Origin of the sequence: Crocosphaera chwakensis CCY0110 (assembly GCF_000169335.1) — a bacterium.
Lineage (GTDB): Bacteria > Cyanobacteriota > Cyanobacteriia > Cyanobacteriales > Microcystaceae > Crocosphaera > Crocosphaera chwakensis.
This window is the reverse complement of record NZ_AAXW01000043.1, coordinates 1-20,263: the sequence shown is the minus strand read 5'-3', so window position 1 is coordinate 20,263 and position 20,263 is coordinate 1. Positions and strand designations below refer to the sequence as shown.

The following is a 20,263-nucleotide window of genomic DNA, read 5'->3' as shown; positions in this document are numbered from 1 at the left end:
GAATTAATAAGGATTTGAAGAGACTAAATCTAATTTAGACATAAAACTATGGTTCATTCTAACGTCAATTATTTCTCCAGATGTACAGGATTTTATTACTTCTAAAATTAGGGAACTAATTCTCAAGCGGACTAATCCGCAAACTGTTAATAAAACCGATTTATATCTATTTTTGTGTAAGCGAAATCTCTCTTGAACTACTTTAAATACTTTGACTATTCTAATTAAATGCTCTACAAAAATTCGATTAGATGATAAAGCTTTATTTTCTTCTATTTGATTTTCTGTTAATTCTCCATTTTTCGCTCTTTTATGCGGAGTCGTAATTTGAGTTTCTCCAATGTAGGCTTTGTCCCCACTAAAAGTTTGATTTATCTTAAATTTATTTAAAGTTTGCCTACATATTTTTATGTCACTTATTGGTCCAGGTTTTCCAATAACTACATCAACAATATCCTCAGCTTTTGGTAATACAATAAACTGACTTTTAAGAGTATGTCTTTTTTGCTTTCCTGAAAAGTATCTTTTTTGCTCTTGGTAGTCTAAAGGTCTTTCAATAGGCTGTTCTGCACTATCTACAATCAATTCATAATCTTTTAATTGTTCAATCACAAGTTTTTCTTCGTCTTGGGACTTTTTTACTTGTTCTAACAAACTTGGAGGTAACTCTCCCTCAAAAAGTTTTTGCCAATATGTAAAAATATTATGAGCCGTTGATTCACTCACTTGGAAGACAAGTCCTAAGAATTGAAAGCTTACATTATGACGAAGATAAATTAACATGAGAATTATTTGTTCTTCTTCTGATAATTTAGGATGATTTCCACTTCCTGATTGATTAATTCGGGTTTTTGTTTTTTCAATTTTTTCTTTATTGTTCTGATTGAGAAGCTTTCCTAGAGCGATTAGTTGTTTGAGTTGTTGATAGTCGATTCCTAATAATCTTTTTGTTTGTTTAGAATATTTTTGAATATAAGCCCAAGTATAACTTTTCATGTCCTCTTTTAGAAATTTATTATGTATTTCATTATACTATTTTTTTGATTTTATTAAATTATGGAGATGTCTATTACCTAAAATCTAAAATGTTAAACAATCGAGATTATAGTAATTCCAATGCTGCTAAACAAAGTTTTTGTTGTGTTTGTGGTAAACATTGTACCCAACAAGAAATTTATTTCCCTAAGACAGTTCAATGCTTAAATTGTTATCAACTTCAAGATTTTTTAGCTTCTAAAAGATATTTTATTATTCCTTATGACGTAGCTAAACACCTTTGATACAAATTATCAACAAATGCTTAAAACCTTAACCATAGAAAATTATCGTTGCTTTAAAAACTTTTCTATTAAGAATTTATCAAGAATCAATTTAATAGTTGGACAAAATAATATTGGCAAAACCAGTCTATTAGAGTTTATTAATTCTTTAGATACTAATAATAGTATTTTGATATCAGTTAATGATGATTATCTTGACAATATTGAAAAAAATTGGGATTTAATTCAACTCACCCCTAAAGAAGATAAAGCGATAAAAGCTTTACAAATTATTAACTCTGATATTGAACGGATAGGTTTTACAGTGAGTCAATATCCTAAACAGATAAAACTTAAAATAAAAGGAAAAGATCAACCCATTCCTTTGAGTAGTATGGGAGAAGGAATGAAGAAAATCTTTGGACTTATTATAAGAGCAGTTATTCTTGAAAATAGAATATTATTAATTGACGAAATCGAAAGAGGATTACATTATACAGCACAAACAGATATGTGGCGTTTACTCATAAAAATATCACAAAACTTAAATGTACAAATCTTTGCAACTACCCATAGTTGGGACTGTATTTGTGCTTTTCAAGAAGTATTAGAAGACAGAGAAGATAAATTCGTTGGTAAACTATTTAGATTAGATAATAAATATGGAAAACTTAGGGCTGTTGCATATAAATTCGATGAGCTTTATATTGCTGTTAATCAAAGAATTGAGGTACGGTAAAAAACAGTTATTGAAATTGTTCAGGATAGTCATAAGCTAAATTGACTGATATACTATTTATAATTAAATTGTTAACAAAAATGTTCAAAATATCTAAAGAGTGGCATGGTCAAGAACTTAAAAGGGACAATAAATCTAAAGAATTTTGGTTTTCTCGTACTGATGATGAAGAAGGAATTAGTTTTTTAGCAGGAAGTGGAACCGATATCAATAAAATAACCTCAGAAATGTGTGAGCTAGTTTATGCTTGTTTATGCTTGGATGTATGCACAAGATGCACGAATCTCCATAAGTAGCACTTTCCAAGAAATGTATGAGCAAGCTGTTAGAGTTTATGCACAAGATGAAGCTCTTTGGATAGAGTCCTCTAACGGAGTCATGGATATTCCCTACACTCTTGAACAACTGGGAGAAATGTTCGTTGAACAGTCTCCCCCTCCTTCTCTTAATTGGTTGCTAAAATTAGCAGGGTAAGCTCATCTAAAATGGTATAAAATTTACTTGACTAAGAAAGCAAAGTATAGGTGAGGAAAAAAGAGACTTAAAATCAAAAAAACAAAGTACAATTAGGACTCTTGTAATTATGGAATCAGAACATGGCCAACGGGTTTGCAGACCAAAAACAATCTAGTAAAAAAAACACAAAAAGGGAAATATAGCATCTATTGATGAAATCCAAAACAATTTATTAGGCTATGTCAAAGAAATAGAAGATCCTAGAGTACAAAGAAGCAAAAAACACCTCCTTAAAGATGTATTGGCGATCGCTATATTGGCAGTAATTGCAGGGGCCCAAGGTTGGGAAGATATGGAGAACTATGGTATCGCAAAACAGGAGTGGTTATCAGAGTTTCTAGAACTACCTCACGGAATACCGAGTGATGACACATTTAGAAGAGTTTTTGAGAGAATTGACCCAAAATCCCTGCAAAAATGCCTACAAAAATGGGTTCAATCTATAATGAATTCAATTCAAGGTGAAATTATCCCCATCGATGGCAAAACATTAAGGGGTTCTTACGATCGCAATAAGGGACAGTCTGCCTTACATACGGTCACAGCGTGGGCATCCCAGCAGGGTCTGGTGTTAGGACAAGTCAAAGTAGAAGACCATTCCAACGAAATCACAGCCATCCCTGCCCTAATCGAACTATTAGACATTACAGGCTCGATCATCACCATTGATGCCATGGGAACTCAAACCAGCATTGTCGAACAAATCCGTGAGCGAAAAGCTGACTACATTCTCACCCTCAAAGCTAATCATCCCACTTTATTTTCTCAAGTCCAGCAATGGTTCACCGATACAAGGACTCAAGGTTGGGATGGCATTGATCATGACTACTACAAAACCGTAACCAAGGGTCATCACCGCACCGAGAAACGATACGTTTGGGCTATACCAGTAGCAGCTATGGGAGAGCTTTACCAGCAACAACAATGGTCTGGACTACAAACAATTGTTGTAGTCGAACGCATCCGTCACTTGTGGAACAAGACTACCCACGATATTCAGTTTTACCTGACCTCTTTACCTCCCAATGCCCAATTCCTTTGCTATGCTATTCGCACTCATTGGAGCATTGAAAACAATCTTCATTGGAAGCTCGATGTCACCTTCCGAGAAGATCAATGTCGTATTCGGTCAGAATATAGTCCACAGAACTTTGCTCTTCTAAGACGATTAGCACTTAATGTTCTCCATCAAGAAAAAACATTTAAACGTAGTCTTCGCCAGAAAATGAAGCAAGCTGCTATGAATAACAACTATATGATGACTGTTCTCAATACCTTCTATCAAGCGGATTTTAGATGAGCTTACCCTGGCTAATAGAAAATAATCCTTCTGATACATTCATATTTAGCTGTAGAAGAAGTAGAGTATTTAACAATGATGGAAAATACCCTGGTTATAGTTTATTCTTTGAGAACCCGACTCCCGAAATGGCTTATAACCCTGAGAGGATTTCTTTGTCTGATTTATCACCAAAAGCTGCTAAAAAATGCGTTGAATTTTTCGAGCTAATTAGTTTAGCTGATCAACAAGGTAGAGTTATTTGGTTAACCAAAGAAGATGGAAGTCCAAGGTTTCAAGATGATTTAGGTGATGCTATTAGTTTAGTTGAGATTTACAATAATACGCCTCCTGATGAGAGGTTTCCTGTTCATTTACTTCTTGGTCGTACAACTTCAAAAATAGAATCGTTATTAGATGAAAAATTTCAACAAAAGTCTGTAAAACAAACTTTCTTTTCATCGATTATTAATTGTATAATTAAAAGTCATTGATTTTAATTATACAATTAATAATCAAGAAAAAATACTAAATTTAGCAATTATTCACTTAAAAATATTTACTAAATTGCTTTTTTTCTCAAGAAAAATAGAAAGTAGGGTGATAAAAAAGAAGGCTAAAAAAATGAAAGATAAGAAATCTTTGAGATTCCTGTTACCGAAGTTATCCTGGGTTAATGAATTTAAGGGCAACATAATTAAATCAGAGATACGAGTAATAAAGTAACCGTTATGCCCCAAAAGGTTTGAGATAATTCTTTAGTTAATCCTGGTAAATTTATCATGAGAAGCTCTCCCAATTATGAATGGGTTTTTTTGTTCTTTACAACACTCCTCACTTGGGGCTTTTTCTCAATTTGATTTTAGCCCTCCACACTGATTAATAGTAATAAGAAAACATTGTTAAAAAAACGATAAGAAAAAGGTAACGGATCTAATCAGCGATCACTGATTAAGTCCCTATTTCCCCACGATAAACCCAGCTTTGTCAAGAGAGACTCGTAAAACTTAATATTAAGACTATGAAGTTTCTTAGACCAGTCGTTGAGACAAATCGGCGAAAATATATAGTTCGTGCAACCAGGGACAATCAATTCAGATATACTATATTTTATTTGAGTTATCTACAATGATTAAATCGTCTCCCGAATTTCGTGAGCAATGTTACGATTTGCTACTAAAAATTCCTCACGGAAAAGTAACCACTTACAAAGAAATTGCCAAAGCTCTTGGCTCGAAAGCCTGGCGCACTGTTGGAAGCGTGATCGCTCTTAATCCTAATCTGATTAATGTTCCTTGTCATCGTGTTATAAAGAGCAATGGTCAAATTGGTAATTATGTTTTAGGAACTGATCGAAAAGCTGAATTATTAACAAAAGAGGGTATTCCGCTTGCTAAAGGAAAAGTGGTCAATTTTGAACAATATTTTCATCGCTTTTAAAGGATTGATGATGCCATCCTAACTCAAAAATCGGCTCTAAAACCTTACTTTCTAGGAAGTTTGAGAATTTTTACTGGACTGGGTTAACTCAAGTGGAGATATTTTTCAAAACACTAGAGGGCATCCCAGTTACCCTAATCCAAGGTAACGAGGGTGAGCAGAAACAAGGAAAAGGCAACTAGCCAAAACACTGATTATATCTAGGTTTTAGCTACTAATCTTCCCCTTCAAAGTAATCTAAGCTATCTTCTTTGCGTCCGATAAAAGCCAGACGAGCTTTGAAAACACTTTCTCCAGGAGGAATCATAGAAGTCACTGCAAATTTACCACTCATAGGATACTCTACAACATCGGGGTCATGCTGAGTGGCAACACACAGATAATGTAGTTCTGATGTCGAAGTGTTCTCAATCTGATGCGCTGTCTCATCATCTCCTGCTATAGCAGCGACCACATCCGTTCCGTTAAACTTACTCAAATCTACCTATTGGTGGGTTTGATGTTAACTTCTTGCTTCATCCTGGCGGTGTCGGCACTCACCAGTCCACAAGCTGACACGATGGAACTCATCGCCAAAGACGCTAAATTAAATGAGGCGTTAAGATCACGTCCGCATTCAAAAGAACACAATTCACACTTAAAAGTTCGTTCACTTAAAGACAAAGTTTCTTTAATATGTCCGCAATTGGAACATTTTTTAGAACTTGGAAACCATCTATCAGCTATTATTAATTCAGACCCGTACAACTGAGTTTTATAATCAAGTTGTCTCCTGAATTCATAAAAACCCATGTCTTGAACGGCTTTAGCTAACTTGTAATTAGCCATCATTCCTGACACATTTAAGTCCTCAATCACTATCTTACCGTGGTTTTTAGCTAAATAAGTAGTGAGTTTATGTAATGTGTTTTTACGGATGTTAGCTATTTTAAAATGCAGTGATCGTATTTGTCTTTGTGCTTTTTTCCAATTGTTAGATTCTTTAACTTTATGACGAGCTAGATATTGAAGTCTGCTTAATTTCTTTTCGTATTTACGGTAACTTTTAGCTCCTTCAAATACCACGTTAGTTGATAAAGTGACTAAGGATTTAACCCCTAAATCACAGCCTACTACATCAACAATTTTATTTGTTGATTTTGGTTCAACTTCAACTTTAAAACTAAGAAACCATCGATTAGCTTTTTGACTAATTGTGACAGATTTAGGTTTGTATCCTGATGGTAATCTTTCGTAAGTTTTAAGCCAACCAATAACAGGAACCTTTATCTTTTGATGTTCACATTTAATGCTACCATCTAAAGTAAAACTATCATGTTTACCTTTCTTTTTAAACCTTGGGGGTTTAGCTATCTTTTTAAAGCATCTAGCCCACGCATTAGCTAAAGCTCTTAATGCCCATTGAGGAGCGCATTTGGAAACTTGATAATACCAATCATGCTTAGATTTTACTAAAGCTACTAACCATTTATGTAAGTCAATAGCAGTAGGAAATTTGATTTTATTGTCGGGATTAGTTTTATTATGATCTAAAATTTGCTTAGTTAAAGACAATCCCCAATTCCAAGCATGACGGGCTGTCCCTGCGTGTTGAGCTAACAATGAGCGTTGTTGATTGTTAAGTTTTAATTCAGTCTTGAATCCTAGTAGCAACGTCTCTAAGCTCCTCTACGATTTTTCTATTCTTATGGCTTCTTGAACCATATAATCTTGCTGAAAACACTGTAATGATTTCTAATACATCTTGCGCCAAATCCTCCTCAAATGTACTATCTTCAGTTCGGTTGATAATGACAACTTCTGTGCCAAAGTGTTCACATAAACTGAAGATTAATTCACTCCCAAACCTGAGTAACCTATCCTTGTGAGTTAAAACCAACCTCTCAACTTTACTATCAACAATTAATCTGATTAATCGTTTTAATCCTTTCTTATTGTAGTTAAGTCCTGAACCTAGATCATCTATAATTTCAACTTGCCAACCATTTTGAGCGCAAAACAGTTCAACAACTTCTTTTTGACGTTCTAAGTCTTTCTTTTGGTCATGACTAGAAACCCGACAATAACCAACTGTATAAGAAAGATTTTCTTTAACTCCAAGCAACTGAGAAACGGTGTACCGTCGATGTCCGTTGGCTGTTCTTTCGGGTATTAACTTCCCCTCAGACTCCCAACGTCTTAACGTCGATACGCTTACACCTTTTAATTTAGCTGCTTCTGATATAGTCAACTTACTCATAAAGTGATTATAGCACAAATCATGAGTAAGTTTAGATAGTATTAGTTAGGTTTTTAGCTTCTGATTCTCGCCCCTTCTTTATATTGGCCAGCTTTGAGACCCTTGATGATAAGTTACATTACCTTTGAGAATAATCATCATCTCTTCATTAGCATGATGAGCGTGTTTAGGAAAAGCTTTTTTTCCTGGAGGCAAAATATGAAGCATAGCTCCAAGCTGTCTTGTACCAATTATGGGGCCAATCCGTCCTAGTTTGGCTGAAAATGCCTTTCCGTTACCAAATTCGTTTAATTCAATTTCCTCTAGATTAATTATTGGTTTCTTCATTTATTTTCTCCCTTCACAATTGTTGTTGCCAGTCGATTAAGCCACACAAAGTTTACCACCATTCACTCATTATTAATGATCTTTGGGTAATAACTGAAGTAGAAATTGAGGAAGGGAACGACGTAACCAAGAAGACCAAGTAGAAGAATATTTTTGGTACTGAATTCCACCGAGAATAATAAGGAAACCGACAACAGAAATGGCAATGGGAAACAATAGTGAATCTTGGAAGACTCTATAAGAAAGATGCCCTAGATAAGTGATAATTCCGAGACTGCCAAAGATAACAAAGACACGCCGTCGAAGAAGAACAGAAAGCAAGACCAAAAATAAGTTAATTAAAAAATAGATAAATCGGTCTAATTCGTCTCCCGAATTCATAAAAGTTAAACCGCCCCAAAAAGCCATTAAACCTGATAAATAGAGCCAAAAGGCAAAGTCTCCTTGACTGCGACGAATACGACGATCTATGAGAAAGGCAACAATAAGATTAACAATACCAAACCAAAAAGAAACCAGACATCGTTGATTCCAAGTAAATTGTTCTTGACTAAAAATTAATGGGGTTAAATCCATTGACATATACCAAAGGCTGTAAGCAATAGGCAAGGTTAAAAAAGGAAAGCGAATCCATCGAAGTGCTAATAATCCAGCTAGAATCGTCCCAACTTCCATATAAAACCAACTGGCTTTGACCCAAATATGATAGTTAGCATAGTTACCAGGATCTCCATAAGGCCAAATGCCTACCATTCTCTGAAAGCCATAAATGGCTAAAGGGACTAGACACACAGCAATAGAAACGAGCAAACCCCCTGGAATTTTAAACTCCCGTTTAAACCATAAATGTTGACCAATCATCACAAAGACGAATATATAAATACTTGCCAGTATAAAAATGCCCCCACCGCCCAAATTTTCCCAAGCTACAGTCAAGTAGAAACCCATTCCCAAGATAATAATCAGTGCGCCGAAATAATAAGCAACATTGGCAAAATTAAATTGGGGAACATTGCGCTTTCTCTCAAGCCAAGCTTGCCAGAGTTGTTCAGCTGTCTCTGCTGAGAGTAAATTTTCTCTAACTGCCCACTCCAAATCCTCTCGTTCAATCTTCATGATGAGTGACTCCTTTAAAGTGCCGAATCCAGATTGTTGATAAGTTTTAACCTTATCTTATGATCCCTTTTTCAGTACAACCAACAATATTTGGTCATACTCAGACTCTCTAGTTATTTTCTTTGTTGAACAAGACAAAAAAATACAATCAAGCTAATATATTCTAAAAATAATCTCTCGATAAATACTTTTGAAATTTTAGATTAATTCACTATTTACAGGTTATACCCATGCTTCCCCCTATCCGTTTTCATAAATCAAAGTCTTCTCGTCAAAATACACCTTTCCTTCATTCTTCTAACAAATTTTGGATTAAGTTTAACGACCATAAATTTAATTCTGAAGGTTTAGGAGCTTGGTATCATCACTGGCGAGAGCCTTATCATTTGCTCTTAAATATTCCTACTCTAATGCTTAGAGTCTCTAATCAACGCAAAAATTATATTCTTGAAGCCAAAATGCGTTTATATCTGATGTGGGATGAAGTGAGTGCGGAATGCACCGACGCTTTCCTGCTGGATTTCAAATCCAGCAGGGTCGTCGGTAAAGAAGGAGATTTTTTTCGTCGGGTTTATGAATTGAAATTAGTTAGAGATCATAATCCTACTTTAGCGATGACTTGGACAGTTATGCACCCGATTGATGAAAATAGCCCCTTGTTTGGGGTCAATCTCGACACTTTAGAAAAAAAGAAAGCGATGCTCTTAACTTCCTTGTCTGGTATTGATGAATCCATTGCCCAAACCATGTATGCTCGTTCTACCTATGGTTTTCGAGATATTCTTTGGAATCATCAATTTCAAGATGTTATTTATCATACTCCTGATGGTCATCGTTATATCGATTTATCTTTTTTCCATCGTACTCAAGCTCTTAAGTCTGAAATCTCTCAATAAAGTAATAAGCCATCGGTTTAATCAAATTGAGAACAAAAGGGGTCACAAAGACGTATTTCTCTGTTTTTGTCTTGGAGACAACAACTCACCCAATTAGCTTCTCCCATTTTTGATGAATTTGTCCCATTATTTATCTCAAATTGGTACAATCTTATTTGAATATTAGGATGTTTTAGTCTTACTAAGTTCCAATAATAAATTAATAACATCGTCTCCTCCTCAATCTTAAACTAACCAAAAGTTAAATAACTTACTTCATATAGTCCACAACCAATGTTATTTTTACTGTTAGAGATGTTAGCTTTTGTTATAAATCGTGAAAAAACTTTGCTTAAGTTAATTTATTTTTTGTTAACCTAGAAATAATTTACTATTAATCAAATTATGAATCGGATAACTTCCTCAAATGTCTTCGACTTTATTTCCAATTTTAAGAAGTAAACTACCTGAAATTAAGACCCATTCATAATAATGAAACTAGCTGACTTACCCACAGAAGTGATCCAAGACCTTTGCTCTGAACAACGGTGTCGATTAGACATTGATCCAGGCTTTGATAGTAAACATGAATTTTGGATGACTTGGCAACACTTTCTTACTATCCCAGAGCAGAATTCTTCTGTGTTTGAAAAGACTGAAGATGATTTAGCTGAGTTCCTTAATTTTAATGGATTCAATGTTTTATTACCAGTCCCTAGAACTCATCATCCTCACATCCAATTAATTCGTCTTATACCAAGCTCTGATGAAAGGACTTTAACCCTACTAATCCATGATTCTTTTCACCAGGATTGGTTTTTAGATTCATGGGGAGCCAGGTACGGTTTTCTAGCTTTAGCTGAGAGCTACTCTCAATTTGGCACTGATTTCTATGTGGCTAACTATTACCATTTTTCCTATTTAGTTAATGAGGACTATCAAGTTGCTCAGAATATTATGGCACAGAAAATACACTAATATTATTAGTGACTAAACAGAACAAACATCACAATAAAAAAATTTTTCCACCATCAGTCGGTGAAACAGGATCAGGATGTGTTCGATTACCACCACCGCCACCGTCCGGCGGAGAATCATCATCGCGCCACGATGATATAAAATCTTTGACAAGGGCAAGAGGAATCAATACACATTTCCGAGTTGTCTCTTCTGGTGGCTTCGGCGCTACGTAATCATCGCCCTCGTTGTGACCATTGATCAGAGATCGCCTCCTAGCCTTGAATTATAATATGATACTTAGCCTCAGACATTTGGAGTTAACTAAATGAATGAATCAGAGGATTTTTTTTCATAATAACTGTATCATTTCCTTTGACAATTAACCGCTCTACTTCCCTCCATTCTTGCCTTCTATATAAACTTTCTGCGCTCAAGGTGAAAAGATAGATTTGGCTATATCCCATTGAGAAAGACTTTTGTTCGATCTGTTTTAGCAGTGAGCTTCCTATACCCTGATTTCGATGGCTTGGCTCTGTATAAAGTAAAGCAATCCAAGGCTTAATTTCTCTAAATTTCGGGTAAACAAGTTGTATTCCCACTTGGTTGTAAAGACCTCCTGTGGCAATCAGTTTATTCTCCTTCTTCACAATGAGTTGAAAAATAATGTCTTCGTGATTGTGTTCTTCTAACCTCCTAATCGTCTGCTCTACTGGGATTTTCCATTCTCTATAATACCACTGGGATATTGTTAGAAGCGAGTTTCTATCTGTTGATTTAAGTTCTTGAATCTCATCCAACATTTTTTTGACTGATATTATTTCTTAAAACAACGATAGCTTTTTTGAGTCGTGGGGACAATCTACTTCATTACTGGACTCAGATGAGCGATCGCTAGTCTTGAATTTGGTAGTTTAGTTTTAGGGGCAAAAGTTTTAATAGTCCTCTGATATCAAGATTTCGGTGCCTTCATTTTCACCATGAAACAAGCAACCCAAGCGAACTTTATTATAGCAAAAAGCTTATCTAATGCACTTAATAAAACTTTGGGAATTAAGGCAAACGCAATATAAATACTTTAAATAAAATCGTTAGAAGCCAAAAATGTATCTACTAAAAATAAGGATTTAGTAAAAAACTTTCGCTTATTTATTCATTTTACCTCTAGAATTTCTCAAAAAACTTGAGAGTTTTTCGACTTGTTTTGGAGCTTGCATTTGAGTAAAATATTGAACGGCGAGTTGATAGTTATGCTTACTTTTTCCTGGGTTATTCATGGCTTGATAAGTCAGACTCAATTGCCAATAAGCTTCAGCTAAATCACAAGTTGCTCCGATTTCTTCTAGTAAGCAAATCCCTTGTAAGTGTTGTTCTAAAGCGACCTCAAAACAGTTCTGCAGATGGGCAATTTCAGCTAATCCCTTCAGTGTTTTGGCTTCAACTTGGATATAATGATTTTTTTGAGCGTATTCCAAAGCCTCACTTAAAATTTGATGCCCTCGTTCAACTTTTCCCAAATTAACATAAGTTTGACCCAAAATTTGTAAAAAATAAGCCAATCTTCCTGGCACTTGCTCACCAATAAAATCATAGGCTTCATCCGCTAAAATCTGAGCGGGTTCAACCTCACCGAGATAAGATTTTACTAACCCTAAACAAAGAGAAGCTTTTTGAGACCAAGCATGATGCTTCGTTTGATCTGCTTCTTTGATAACTTGCTCAAATAAAAGGGCTGCCTCTTCAAGTTCCCATAAATCGATTTTATACAGTCCCATACTTAATAAAGCATCAATATTAAGCATTTTTAAATAGTAGAGCTTTTGATGATCAACCGAAGAATCTGGCAACTTTTGTAAGGCTTGAGTCGCTAGATAAATCGTTTTTTCTTGATAAGTAAACGCCTGATGAATTTCTCCAGTTATCCAAGATAAATCCCCTAAAATATTATAAAGCTCACTCAGGTTATGCTCAGATTTTATATGAGGAATCACTTGATTTATAGTTATCAAAATAGGTTGCAATAAGCCCAAACGATAAAACGTACTTCCTAATGGCAAAAATTGTCCCCACTGATTATTTCGGCTTTGAAGAATTACTCTAGCTGCTTGGTCAAACTCTTCAATTTCTAAGTAGTGATAATAGGCTTCTAACCCTTGGATAGCATCTTGAATTGTCTCAATTGTTTCTACACTATTTGTCCAAAATAAAGCCGCTTGACGATTAGCTTTTTTCCAATATTTACTTTGTCTTAAACGGAAAATTCCTTCCGATTGAATCAGAGGATGTAGCCAATATTTTCCTTCCTCAAATTCAATTAATGAGCGATTTCGTAAAGACCGAATTACACTAAAATGTTGTTCATCAGAAACATCCCATAATAAACAAAATATTCCTTTTACAGGCACATTTGGGATATCTTGATAACGATAGCAACTTAATCTAATTAATAAACGATAAGCTAAGGGATCTAGAATTTTTAAGCGTTCAATTTGACTAATCACTAAATTTTTTAGAGCCGTCGTCACTAATAAATTTTGCTGATTTTCTTGCCAATAAGCTGTCATCTTTCCACCATAATCTTCTTTGATTAGACCACAGACAATTCTCATCGCCTTGGCATTACCACCATAAGACCAATGAATCTGAGTTAAAGTCGAAATGTCTAGAGTGACTTGATTTTCAAGAAAAACTTGCCAAGCTTCTATAGACAGTTGGGGTAAACGATAATGAGCAATATTTAAGTCAGGTTCACATAGGCGATCGCGACTCGTAATTAAAGTCACAGATTGAACATTAGCATCAGCTAAAATCCGCAGTAATTCAAGATAATTTCGATGAAGAGAAATCAAACATCCTTTTTGCTCTAATAGGGGTTCAAAATTATCAATTAAAATTCCAATGTATCGATGATTTAGTTGCCGTTTCAGACGACCCAGAGCCACTCCAAAATCTTGACTCGGTTCTTGATTAAAATCTTGTTTAAGCCATTCTTCCACTCAGGGTAAGCTCATCTAAAATGGTATAAAATTTACTTGACTAAGAAAGCAAAGTATAGGTGAGGAAAAAAGAGACTTAAAATCAAAAAAACAAAGTACAATTAGGACTCTTGTAATTATGGAATCAGAACATGGCCAACGGGTTTGCAGACCAAAAACAATCTAGTAAAAAAAACACAAAAAGGGAAATATAGCATCTATTGATGAAATCCAAAACAATTTATTAGGCTATGTCAAAGAAATAGAAGATCCTAGAGTACAAAGAAGCAAAAAACACCTCCTTAAAGATGTATTGGCGATCGCTATATTGGCAGTAATTGCAGGGGCCCAAGGTTGGGAAGATATGGAGAACTATGGTATCGCAAAACAGGAGTGGTTATCAGAGTTTCTAGAACTACCTCACGGAATACCGAGTGATGACACATTTAGAAGAGTTTTTGAGAGAATTGACCCAAAATCCCTGCAAAAATGCCTACAAAAATGGGTTCAATCTATAATGAATTCAATTCAAGGTGAAATTATCCCCATCGATGGCAAAACATTAAGGGGTTCTTACGATCGCAATAAGGGACAGTCTGCCTTACATACGGTCACAGCGTGGGCATCCCAGCAGGGTCTGGTGTTAGGACAAGTCAAAGTAGAAGACCATTCCAACGAAATCACAGCCATCCCTGCCCTAATCGAACTATTAGACATTACAGGCTCGATCATCACCATTGATGCCATGGGAACTCAAACCAGCATTGTCGAACAAATCCGTGAGCGAAAAGCTGACTACATTCTCACCCTCAAAGCTAATCATCCCACTTTATTTTCTCAAGTCCAGCAATGGTTCACCGATACAAGGACTCAAGGTTGGGATGGCATTGATCATGACTACTACAAAACCGTAACCAAGGGTCATCACCGCACCGAGAAACGATACGTTTGGGCTATACCAGTAGCAGCTATGGGAGAGCTTTACCAGCAACAACAATGGTCTGGACTACAAACAATTGTTGTAGTCGAACGCATCCGTCACTTGTGGAACAAGACTACCCACGATATTCAGTTTTACCTGACCTCTTTACCTCCCAATGCCCAATTCCTTTGCTATGCTATTCGCACTCATTGGAGCATTGAAAACAATCTTCATTGGAAGCTCGATGTCACCTTCCGAGAAGATCAATGTCGTATTCGGTCAGAATATAGTCCACAGAACTTTGCTCTTCTAAGACGATTAGCACTTAATGTTCTCCATCAAGAAAAAACATTTAAACGTAGTCTTCGCCAGAAAATGAAGCAAGCTGCTATGAATAACAACTATATGATGACTGTTCTCAATACCTTCTATCAAGCGGATTTTAGATGAGCTTACCCTGTTCTTCCACTACTTGTTCGGCTGAAGTAATATAACGTCTTTCTTTAGCCATTAATAATTCTAAAACCATTTCAAATTTCTGAGTTTTCAAATATTGTTGAGCCAAAGTGGTTTTTCCTAATCCCCCTTCTCCTTGAATAACAATCACTTTGCTTCCCTGATTAATTAAGGTATTGAGATGAAGCATTGCTGGCTCTCTTCCGATAAAATTAGGGATTTTTTTGGCCGACAATTGAGGAAGAGATGGCTGATATTGCTCTAAAATAGCCCGACAATTTTTTTTATTAATTCGTTGTTCTAAAACTTGAGATAATAATTGCCATAATTGAGAACCAATATCCTTAATATGTCCTTCCGTATAACCATAAGCTTCTGATATTTCTCCATAAGTATCTCCTTGTAAAACTTGCTCAAGAATTACTGTTTGTAACCAATTAAGCTTATCCCCTGTTTTATTGACAATCAGTTGTTCTAACCAGGAAAAATCCATATCAGTTCCCCTTATAAATCTTTAGCTCACAAGACGATTAATCTCAAGAAATCAAAGAGCATTTATTAACTCAATTTTATTAAATTAGTCAAGTATTTTTTTACTATAGCGTTTCTCCTCTAGTTTTGAGAATTTTGAGGACATCATTTTAAATCCGACTTTTCCGACGTTTTGGAACTTTCTACTCCCCGACTTTTTCCCACTGACACACCCATTGATGATTAATTAAGCTACTAATCATCCACCAGTAATGAGTCTGGACTTTAGCTCACTAATTTCTTAGAATAAAAATGATTCCAAGTCTCTCTCCCAATATTTCCCATAATTTAGATTTTAATTCTCTTCCTCACCACGTTGCTGTCATCATGGATGGAAATGGTCGCTGGGCTACACAACAGGGGCTACCTCGTATAACGGGTCATCGTCAAGGAGCAAAAACCCTTAAAAATCTCCTTCGTTGTTGTTATGATTTAGGCATTGGCGAATTAACTGCTTATGCCTTTTCAACTGAAAATTGGCGAAGACCGTCAGAAGAAATTAACTTTTTAATGTTGCTATTTGAGCAATTACTCAAACAAGAATTAGAACAACTTCATCGAGAAAGTATTCGGATTTCTTTTATCGGAGACTTATCTATTTTACCCAGTTCATTACAACAAATCATGGCTCTTTCTAGGGAGAAAACCCAAAAGAATCAGGCACTTCATTTTCGCCTAGCTATTAACTATGGCAGTCGTCAAGAAATTGTTCATGCTTGTCGTCAAATAGTACAACAAGTTCATCAAGGAAACTTAACTTTAGAAACCCTTGATGAAGCGGTTTTTCAACAATATCTATCTACCTCTGAGGGGTCAGATCCCGATTTACTCATTCGTACCAGTGGTGAAATGCGTCTTAGTAATTATTTGTTGTGGCAAATGGCTTACACAGAAATCTATTTTACGGATGTTTTTTGGCCAGATTTTTCCCCCTCTCATTTTTACGAGGCTTTATGGCATTATCAACAACGAAATCGCCGTTTTGGAAGACTTGTGGGGACTCACTTGCCAGAGAACAGGAGCTTGTTTTAGCTGGGAAGGCAGGACTCGAACCTGCATTGTTTCGATGTCAAAGATCGATGCCATACCGTTAGGCGACTCCCCATTAATTCCCCAAGATGGATAAATTTAATTTGTGGTGGGTTGGGAGGGACTCGAACCCCCAAGTTCAGCACACAAGCACTTGATTTACAGTCAAGCTCCTTCACCAATTTGGATACCAACCCAAGCTTTTGATTCTACAGCCAATTAAAACCTTTAAAATAGTTATTAATTAGCAAGTAAATCATAATTTTTTGTACTATAAGTTTTTTGTAGTATATGTATTATTACAAGTTAAAAAACTGTGTTTTCTTAGAAGACTATTAGCATTTATTTAAGTCAGTTAGGTAGAAGCTATTTATCCTCTAAGTTTTATCTGTACACAGCTTCAATAACTCATCAGCTTACAAGGTGCTTCTTTAACAAGGTAAAGACTGCACCCATCCACTTAAAATTCCTTCAAAGTGTCACAATAAATTAGTTCCTAACAAACTACTCTTCTGTCATAGTAAAACTATTCAGTGTTATTTTTAAAACACCTGTTTTTATAAGAAAAGTAATTATTAAGCTGATTTTATATGTTTAGCTTTTTTCGACACAATATCTGTATTGTGCCGTAACTAAAGACTCTCACTTTCAAAGTAGTCTAATAGCTTTAAAATTTTAACTTAAACTATACTTACAAAAAACTTTCTATTAGCCGATGTTACGGATAACAACATAGATAAAGACTAAGCTGGAGGTAAAAGGACTCTAATAAACTGAGTTGCCAGGAATATAGACTGACTGCGCTATTAATAATCTTTGATTTCCCACTAGCTATACTCATAATCGGTTTCGACCTCCTTATTTTAGCTTTTTGTAGTATAACATTATTTTTTTGTTTGTCTACTATTTTTTAAAAAAGTTTTTCACTGATAGCAAAAATTTAACAACAAAGTGATCGCACTCAGAATAACAGAGCTTTACCCCTTGACTTTCAAGTTAGTGAAGATTTACAATTAAAACAACAAACTTCACTAACTACGACTCATGCGACCTGAATTAGCGATTAAAGCTCGCATAGCGCAAATTCGAGCATCAGGAACTGTAGCTCAATCCAACACTTGGATTGGTTATACCCACATTAATAAAAACGGGAAGAAATACACTTATTATCGTTTAGTGAAGGCTGTAAAGATTTTTAAGGGCAATGACGCTGATAATCCTACCAACAGCCAAGTTAAAGGAAAAATGGTTAAGTATTTGGGGGCAAAAGATAGTGATGCTTACAAGGAAATGAAAGAGGCGATCTCTCGTCGCAACGAAATTCAGAGGTTGGAGAGGAAGCTGCACAACCTAGAAAAAGACGTTAGTGTCGCATCAGTTCATAGACGACAACGGGATAAGCAACCAGCACTAACTAAGTTGCTAGGGGAGTTAGTGCAACAGGTGCAAGGTTTAGTAGAGGAAATGGCTTGGTTGAAAAGGGAATTTGTGTCACAGTTGAAGTCGAATCCCATTACTTCTTGACTTTCTACTTAATGCTGACTTATGCTTAATTATCATCTACACTAATCAAAGGCATGACAACAGTTGCCGAAATCCAAGAACAAATAGAAAAAATCCGTGCTAGTGGAGATATTGCACCTCCTAATACTTGGATTGGTTCCTCTAGTCTCAAAAAAAAGGACAAAAAGCACACCTACACCTATTATCGCCTCCTGAAAGCCGACTATGATAATCGAACTAAGAGTGGTAAACCCAAAACTAAAATGGTGAGCTATTTAGGGAGTGCTGATAATGAAAAATATCTGAACATGAAGGCTGCTATCGAACGTCGTAATCAGATTGAGAAGTTACTTAAACAACTTGAAAAGTTAGAAAAAGAGACTAATACAGTAACTCAAACATCAAAAAGAAAACCTCGTCAACCTGCACTAACAACTTTAGTTATGGAGTTAATTACTCAAGTTCAAACTCTCCAGAATGATATACAAGAGTTAAAACAACAGTTATCTACTTCTAAAAAATAATCATTCAAATACTATCAAAGAATCCAGGTAATCCTCTCTTAAATCCTCTTGTTCACAGACTAAATCACTTTCTAAGAAATTCATTGAAAGTTTTGAATACAGTTGAGTTGAGATTCTTGTTCAGTGTCAACTAAAAGATGGGACACACACACAGAATTAGCCTCAGTCTCATCAAGGCTATCATCCCAACATTCGTCGCCCCAAAGATCGATAAGTCGGTTTAAGTAATAGCTTTCTGGAGGAAAATCTGGTTGTTTACAAGTAGAGGAAGGTTGATAGAATGACTGATGATTCATAATGACAAGAAATGAATAAGTTAAAAACGATGAGGATTCTATTGAATCCATAACTATTGGAGAAATGGCATACAGAAGTATGCTTCAATTTTTTATAAGCTTATAGAGAATTAGTGAGTATGTCAGGGGAAATAGCCACTTATTTTTATTTTTAAAAATAGAGAAAAATAGAAATAAGTAGAATTTAGTGGTAGTGTTTCGCCCTCTTGACTTCGAGCGGTAGTGTTGCCAAAATTAGCGATCGCATGATTCGACGATTGCGTCTTTTTCGTTGATTTAACCCCACAAACTTTTCCACCAGTCTCTTGCGCGAAGTTAGTGCCGATTTACAATTCCAATACCTACACTTACTGACTCAATTTATAGGGGATTATTTTACACCGAATTCAGGTCTGGAAGATTACAAAGCATCTCATCCCATGTATTCTGTGCTTGCAACGCTTCTATAATAATTTTAAGTGGTTCAGCAAAAATCATGGGAAAATCTTTCTCTCCAGACAACTTGATCTTATACGCTAATTGCTCTTGAGGGGGAGTAAACTCAGCGTTAACTCCCTCTTTGTTGCCTCTTGCATCCACCCGATACCAACCGATTTCAGGTAAATAGATTGCATTGAACCCGTGCAAACTGTACGGCGCACCCAAATCATCAATACTTAATCGCTGATAACAGAATCCTGTTGGAATTTGGTTGGCTCTTAAAAGTGCTGCTAGTAAATGGCTTTTAGCGAAGCAATAACCTGTTTTATATTTAAGAACCTCTGAAGCTCGGCAAGTTACAGGATTTATTTGATAGTCACAACTGTGACGAATCTCGTCTCGCACCCACTCAAAACAACCTTTGGCGATCTCTATTGAAGTCTCAAAATCTAACGCAATCTGTTTGGCACGTTTCCTAATTTCGGGATGATGCCAGTCAATGACTTCACTAACCTTCAAATACTCATTCATTCCTTTTGAGATGCGATTGCTACCGAAGTTAACCATGTTGTTCTAGCCACTGTCTTAAGTCACCTTCATTGCCAAAGTTTAACAAAGCTTTTGCTAGGTTCTCCAACTGCTCAGTAGATAATCCTTGTATCTTATTTTTGTATGTTTGTTGGTATTGTCCCTTTAATTTCGTAAAAGTAATCTGTTCCCACTAAAGCCACCAGAATTTCCGCCATTTGCGTTCCTGCTGCGGCTTCTTCTACTTCGGCGAAACCATACTGATCTGAAATTTCCCAATGGCCTAAACGAGGAGAACGTCGGCACTCAAATCTTCCCAATCCATAAGCAAC

Annotated in this window: 24 protein-coding genes, 2 tRNA genes and 3 pseudogenes; 13 read left to right on the top strand and 16 right to left on the bottom strand. The window is 35.8% G+C overall.

Annotation, left to right across the window (positions count from 1 at the left end):
* Positions 1-3: 3 nt before the first annotated feature.
* Positions 4-996: a transposase family protein gene (locus CY0110_RS20310; RefSeq protein ID WP_008277421.1), complete on the bottom strand. Its 993-nt coding sequence runs from the start codon at positions 994-996 to the stop codon at positions 4-6.
* A gap of 89 nt (positions 997-1,085) precedes the next feature.
* On the opposite strand from CY0110_RS20310, the gene CY0110_RS20305 reads away from it, so the two are divergent.
* The 7 genes and pseudogenes from CY0110_RS20305 to CY0110_RS20275 all read left to right on the top strand — a co-directional run bounded on the left by CY0110_RS20305 (position 1,086) and on the right by CY0110_RS20275 (position 5,233).
* Positions 1,086-1,280, top strand: coding sequence for a hypothetical protein (locus CY0110_RS20305; RefSeq protein ID WP_008277420.1), 195 nt, complete (start codon positions 1,086-1,088; stop codon positions 1,278-1,280).
* 16 nt (positions 1,281-1,296) lie between these two features.
* Positions 1,297-1,998 carry an AAA family ATPase gene (locus CY0110_RS20300; RefSeq protein ID WP_008277419.1) on the top strand — a complete coding sequence of 234 codons (702 nt, stop codon included), beginning with the start codon at positions 1,297-1,299 and terminating at the stop codon, positions 1,996-1,998.
* Between the two features lie 80 nt (positions 1,999-2,078).
* Positions 2,079-2,294 (top strand): hypothetical protein, encoded by a 216-nt coding sequence (locus CY0110_RS20295; protein WP_008277418.1) that lies wholly within the window; start codon positions 2,079-2,081, stop codon positions 2,292-2,294.
* Entirely contained in the window at positions 2,242-2,472 is a 231-nt protein-coding gene (locus CY0110_RS20290) for a hypothetical protein (RefSeq protein WP_008277417.1), read from the top strand. Before CY0110_RS20295 ends, CY0110_RS20290 begins: the two co-directional genes overlap by 53 nt.
* Positions 2,473-2,594: 122 nt before the next feature.
* Positions 2,595-3,814, top strand: a pseudogene (locus tag CY0110_RS20285) (ISAs1-like element ISCysp2 family transposase).
* Positions 3,811-4,287, top strand: a complete 477-nt coding sequence (locus tag CY0110_RS20280) for a hypothetical protein (protein WP_008277416.1) — start codon at positions 3,811-3,813, stop codon at positions 4,285-4,287. Before CY0110_RS20285 ends, CY0110_RS20280 begins: the two are co-directional and overlap by 4 nt.
* Before the next feature lie 634 nt (positions 4,288-4,921).
* Positions 4,922-5,233 (top strand): MGMT family protein, encoded by a 312-nt coding sequence (locus tag CY0110_RS20275; protein WP_008277415.1) that lies wholly within the window; start codon positions 4,922-4,924, stop codon positions 5,231-5,233.
* Positions 5,234-5,447: 214 nt separating this feature from the next.
* Here the strand turns inward: CY0110_RS20275 and CY0110_RS20270 are convergent, their stop codons facing one another.
* The 5 genes from CY0110_RS20270 to CY0110_RS20250 form a co-directional block, all read right to left on the bottom strand.
* Positions 5,448-5,711 (bottom strand): cupin domain-containing protein, encoded by a 264-nt coding sequence (locus CY0110_RS20270; protein ID WP_008277414.1) that lies wholly within the window; start codon positions 5,709-5,711, stop codon positions 5,448-5,450.
* Positions 5,712-5,713: 2 nt separating this feature from the next.
* The gene (locus tag CY0110_RS20265) at positions 5,714-6,886 is read right to left on the bottom strand and encodes an RNA-guided endonuclease InsQ/TnpB family protein (RefSeq protein WP_008277413.1); all 1,173 of its coding nucleotides are present in this window, start codon (positions 6,884-6,886) and stop codon (positions 5,714-5,716) included.
* Complete coding sequence (locus tag CY0110_RS20260; protein ID WP_008277412.1) at positions 6,864-7,472, bottom strand: IS607 family transposase; 609 nt, start codon at positions 7,470-7,472, stop codon at positions 6,864-6,866. Before CY0110_RS20260 ends, CY0110_RS20265 begins: the two co-directional genes overlap by 23 nt.
* Before the next feature lie 78 nt (positions 7,473-7,550).
* Entirely contained in the window at positions 7,551-7,799 is a 249-nt protein-coding gene (locus tag CY0110_RS20255; RefSeq protein WP_008277411.1) for a cupin domain-containing protein, read from the bottom strand.
* Between the two features lie 72 nt (positions 7,800-7,871).
* Positions 7,872-8,915, bottom strand: a complete 1,044-nt coding sequence (locus tag CY0110_RS20250) for a DUF2157 domain-containing protein (protein ID WP_008277410.1) — start codon at positions 8,913-8,915, stop codon at positions 7,872-7,874.
* Positions 8,916-9,145: 230 nt separating this feature from the next.
* Between CY0110_RS20250 and CY0110_RS20245 the strand changes: the two genes are divergently transcribed.
* Positions 9,146-9,811: a K+ channel, inward rectifier gene (locus CY0110_RS20245; RefSeq protein ID WP_008277409.1), complete on the top strand. Its 666-nt coding sequence runs from the start codon at positions 9,146-9,148 to the stop codon at positions 9,809-9,811.
* A 17-nt stretch (positions 9,812-9,828) separates the two neighbouring features.
* On the opposite strand, the gene CY0110_RS28800 is transcribed toward CY0110_RS20245, so the two are convergent.
* Positions 9,829-10,020, bottom strand: a complete 192-nt coding sequence (locus CY0110_RS28800; RefSeq protein WP_071943884.1) for a hypothetical protein — start codon at positions 10,018-10,020, stop codon at positions 9,829-9,831.
* 262 nt (positions 10,021-10,282) lie between these two features.
* Between CY0110_RS28800 and CY0110_RS20240 the strand changes: the two genes are divergently transcribed.
* Positions 10,283-10,768: a hypothetical protein gene (locus CY0110_RS20240; RefSeq protein WP_008277408.1), complete on the top strand. Its 486-nt coding sequence runs from the start codon at positions 10,283-10,285 to the stop codon at positions 10,766-10,768.
* Positions 10,769-11,067: 299 nt separating this feature from the next.
* On the opposite strand, the gene CY0110_RS20235 is transcribed toward CY0110_RS20240, so the two are convergent.
* Both CY0110_RS20235 and CY0110_RS20230 read right to left on the bottom strand, forming a co-directional pair.
* Positions 11,068-11,550, bottom strand: coding sequence for a GNAT family N-acetyltransferase (locus CY0110_RS20235; RefSeq protein WP_008277407.1), 483 nt, complete (start codon positions 11,548-11,550; stop codon positions 11,068-11,070).
* Between the two features lie 342 nt (positions 11,551-11,892).
* Positions 11,893-13,743 carry a hypothetical protein gene (locus CY0110_RS20230; protein ID WP_008277406.1) on the bottom strand — a complete coding sequence of 617 codons (1,851 nt, stop codon included), beginning with the start codon at positions 13,741-13,743 and terminating at the stop codon, positions 11,893-11,895.
* 131 nt (positions 13,744-13,874) lie between these two features.
* On the opposite strand from CY0110_RS20230, the pseudogene CY0110_RS20225 reads away from it, so the two are divergent.
* A pseudogene (locus CY0110_RS20225) lies at positions 13,875-15,094 on the top strand (ISAs1-like element ISCysp2 family transposase).
* Here the strand turns inward: CY0110_RS20225 and CY0110_RS20220 are convergent.
* Positions 15,087-15,593 carry an NB-ARC domain-containing protein gene (locus tag CY0110_RS20220; RefSeq protein ID WP_008277404.1) on the bottom strand — a complete coding sequence of 169 codons (507 nt, stop codon included), beginning with the start codon at positions 15,591-15,593 and terminating at the stop codon, positions 15,087-15,089. The pseudogene CY0110_RS20225 and the gene CY0110_RS20220 sit on opposite strands and share 8 nt — an antisense overlap.
* Positions 15,594-15,877: 284 nt before the next feature.
* Here CY0110_RS20220 and CY0110_RS20215 point away from each other — a divergent pair, with 284 nt between their 5' ends.
* The gene (locus CY0110_RS20215; RefSeq protein ID WP_198139224.1) at positions 15,878-16,663 is read left to right on the top strand and encodes an isoprenyl transferase; all 786 of its coding nucleotides are present in this window, start codon (positions 15,878-15,880) and stop codon (positions 16,661-16,663) included.
* Here CY0110_RS20215 and CY0110_RS20210 read toward each other — a convergent pair.
* Positions 16,664-16,736: transfer RNA gene (locus tag CY0110_RS20210), tRNA-Gln, on the bottom strand. It lies immediately after the preceding gene.
* Between the two features lie 31 nt (positions 16,737-16,767).
* Positions 16,768-16,857 (bottom strand) — tRNA-Tyr (locus tag CY0110_RS20205).
* 847 nt (positions 16,858-17,704) lie between these two features.
* On the opposite strand from CY0110_RS20205, the gene CY0110_RS20200 reads away from it, so the two are divergent.
* Positions 17,705-18,184 carry a hypothetical protein gene (locus CY0110_RS20200; RefSeq protein WP_008277402.1) on the top strand — a complete coding sequence of 160 codons (480 nt, stop codon included), beginning with the start codon at positions 17,705-17,707 and terminating at the stop codon, positions 18,182-18,184.
* 53 nt (positions 18,185-18,237) lie between these two features.
* Complete coding sequence (locus tag CY0110_RS20195) at positions 18,238-18,687, top strand: hypothetical protein (protein WP_008277401.1); 450 nt, start codon at positions 18,238-18,240, stop codon at positions 18,685-18,687.
* Positions 18,688-18,767: 80 nt separating this feature from the next.
* On the opposite strand, the gene CY0110_RS20190 is transcribed toward CY0110_RS20195, so the two are convergent.
* The 4 genes and pseudogenes from CY0110_RS20190 to CY0110_RS20180 all read right to left on the bottom strand — a co-directional run.
* Positions 18,768-18,983, bottom strand: a complete 216-nt coding sequence (locus tag CY0110_RS20190) for a hypothetical protein (protein ID WP_008277400.1) — start codon at positions 18,981-18,983, stop codon at positions 18,768-18,770.
* 375 nt (positions 18,984-19,358) lie between these two features.
* The gene (locus CY0110_RS20185; protein ID WP_035800158.1) at positions 19,359-19,934 is read right to left on the bottom strand and encodes a transglutaminase-like domain-containing protein; all 576 of its coding nucleotides are present in this window, start codon (positions 19,932-19,934) and stop codon (positions 19,359-19,361) included.
* Between the two features lie 28 nt (positions 19,935-19,962).
* Positions 19,963-20,040, bottom strand: coding sequence for a DUF4351 domain-containing protein (locus CY0110_RS31025; protein ID WP_232285764.1), 78 nt, complete (start codon positions 20,038-20,040; stop codon positions 19,963-19,965).
* A gap of 25 nt (positions 20,041-20,065) precedes the next feature.
* A pseudogene (locus tag CY0110_RS20180) lies at positions 20,066-20,263 on the bottom strand (hypothetical protein); the annotation flags it as partial.

What these genes read in the sequence shown, in the direction of transcription:
- CY0110_RS20310 (WP_008277421.1), bottom strand. Translation starts at nt 996, where the DNA reads ATGAAAAGTTATACTTGGGCTTATATTCAAAAATATTCTAAACAAACA.
- CY0110_RS20305 (WP_008277420.1), top strand. Translation starts at nt 1,086, where the DNA reads ATGTTAAACAATCGAGATTATAGTAATTCCAATGCTGCTAAACAAAGT.
- CY0110_RS20300 (WP_008277419.1), top strand. Translation starts at nt 1,297, where the DNA reads ATGCTTAAAACCTTAACCATAGAAAATTATCGTTGCTTTAAAAACTTT.
- CY0110_RS20295 (WP_008277418.1), top strand. Translation starts at nt 2,079, where the DNA reads ATGTTCAAAATATCTAAAGAGTGGCATGGTCAAGAACTTAAAAGGGAC.
- CY0110_RS20290 (WP_008277417.1), top strand. Translation starts at nt 2,242, where the DNA reads ATGCTTGTTTATGCTTGGATGTATGCACAAGATGCACGAATCTCCATA.
- CY0110_RS20280 (WP_008277416.1), top strand. Translation starts at nt 3,811, where the DNA reads ATGAGCTTACCCTGGCTAATAGAAAATAATCCTTCTGATACATTCATA.
- CY0110_RS20275 (WP_008277415.1), top strand. Translation starts at nt 4,922, where the DNA reads ATGATTAAATCGTCTCCCGAATTTCGTGAGCAATGTTACGATTTGCTA.
- CY0110_RS20260 (WP_008277412.1), bottom strand. Translation starts at nt 7,472, where the DNA reads ATGAGTAAGTTGACTATATCAGAAGCAGCTAAATTAAAAGGTGTAAGC.
- CY0110_RS20255 (WP_008277411.1), bottom strand. Translation starts at nt 7,799, where the DNA reads ATGAAGAAACCAATAATTAATCTAGAGGAAATTGAATTAAACGAATTT.
- CY0110_RS20250 (WP_008277410.1), bottom strand. Translation starts at nt 8,915, where the DNA reads ATGAAGATTGAACGAGAGGATTTGGAGTGGGCAGTTAGAGAAAATTTA.
- CY0110_RS20245 (WP_008277409.1), top strand. Translation starts at nt 9,146, where the DNA reads ATGCTTCCCCCTATCCGTTTTCATAAATCAAAGTCTTCTCGTCAAAAT.
- CY0110_RS28800 (WP_071943884.1), bottom strand. Translation starts at nt 10,020, where the DNA reads ATGTTATTAATTTATTATTGGAACTTAGTAAGACTAAAACATCCTAAT.
- CY0110_RS20240 (WP_008277408.1), top strand. Translation starts at nt 10,283, where the DNA reads ATGAAACTAGCTGACTTACCCACAGAAGTGATCCAAGACCTTTGCTCT.
- CY0110_RS20235 (WP_008277407.1), bottom strand. Translation starts at nt 11,550, where the DNA reads ATGTTGGATGAGATTCAAGAACTTAAATCAACAGATAGAAACTCGCTT.
- CY0110_RS20220 (WP_008277404.1), bottom strand. Translation starts at nt 15,593, where the DNA reads ATGGATTTTTCCTGGTTAGAACAACTGATTGTCAATAAAACAGGGGAT.
- CY0110_RS20200 (WP_008277402.1), top strand. Translation starts at nt 17,705, where the DNA reads ATGCGACCTGAATTAGCGATTAAAGCTCGCATAGCGCAAATTCGAGCA.
- CY0110_RS20195 (WP_008277401.1), top strand. Translation starts at nt 18,238, where the DNA reads ATGACAACAGTTGCCGAAATCCAAGAACAAATAGAAAAAATCCGTGCT.
- CY0110_RS20190 (WP_008277400.1), bottom strand. Translation starts at nt 18,983, where the DNA reads ATGAATCATCAGTCATTCTATCAACCTTCCTCTACTTGTAAACAACCA.
- CY0110_RS20185 (WP_035800158.1), bottom strand. Translation starts at nt 19,934, where the DNA reads ATGAATGAGTATTTGAAGGTTAGTGAAGTCATTGACTGGCATCATCCC.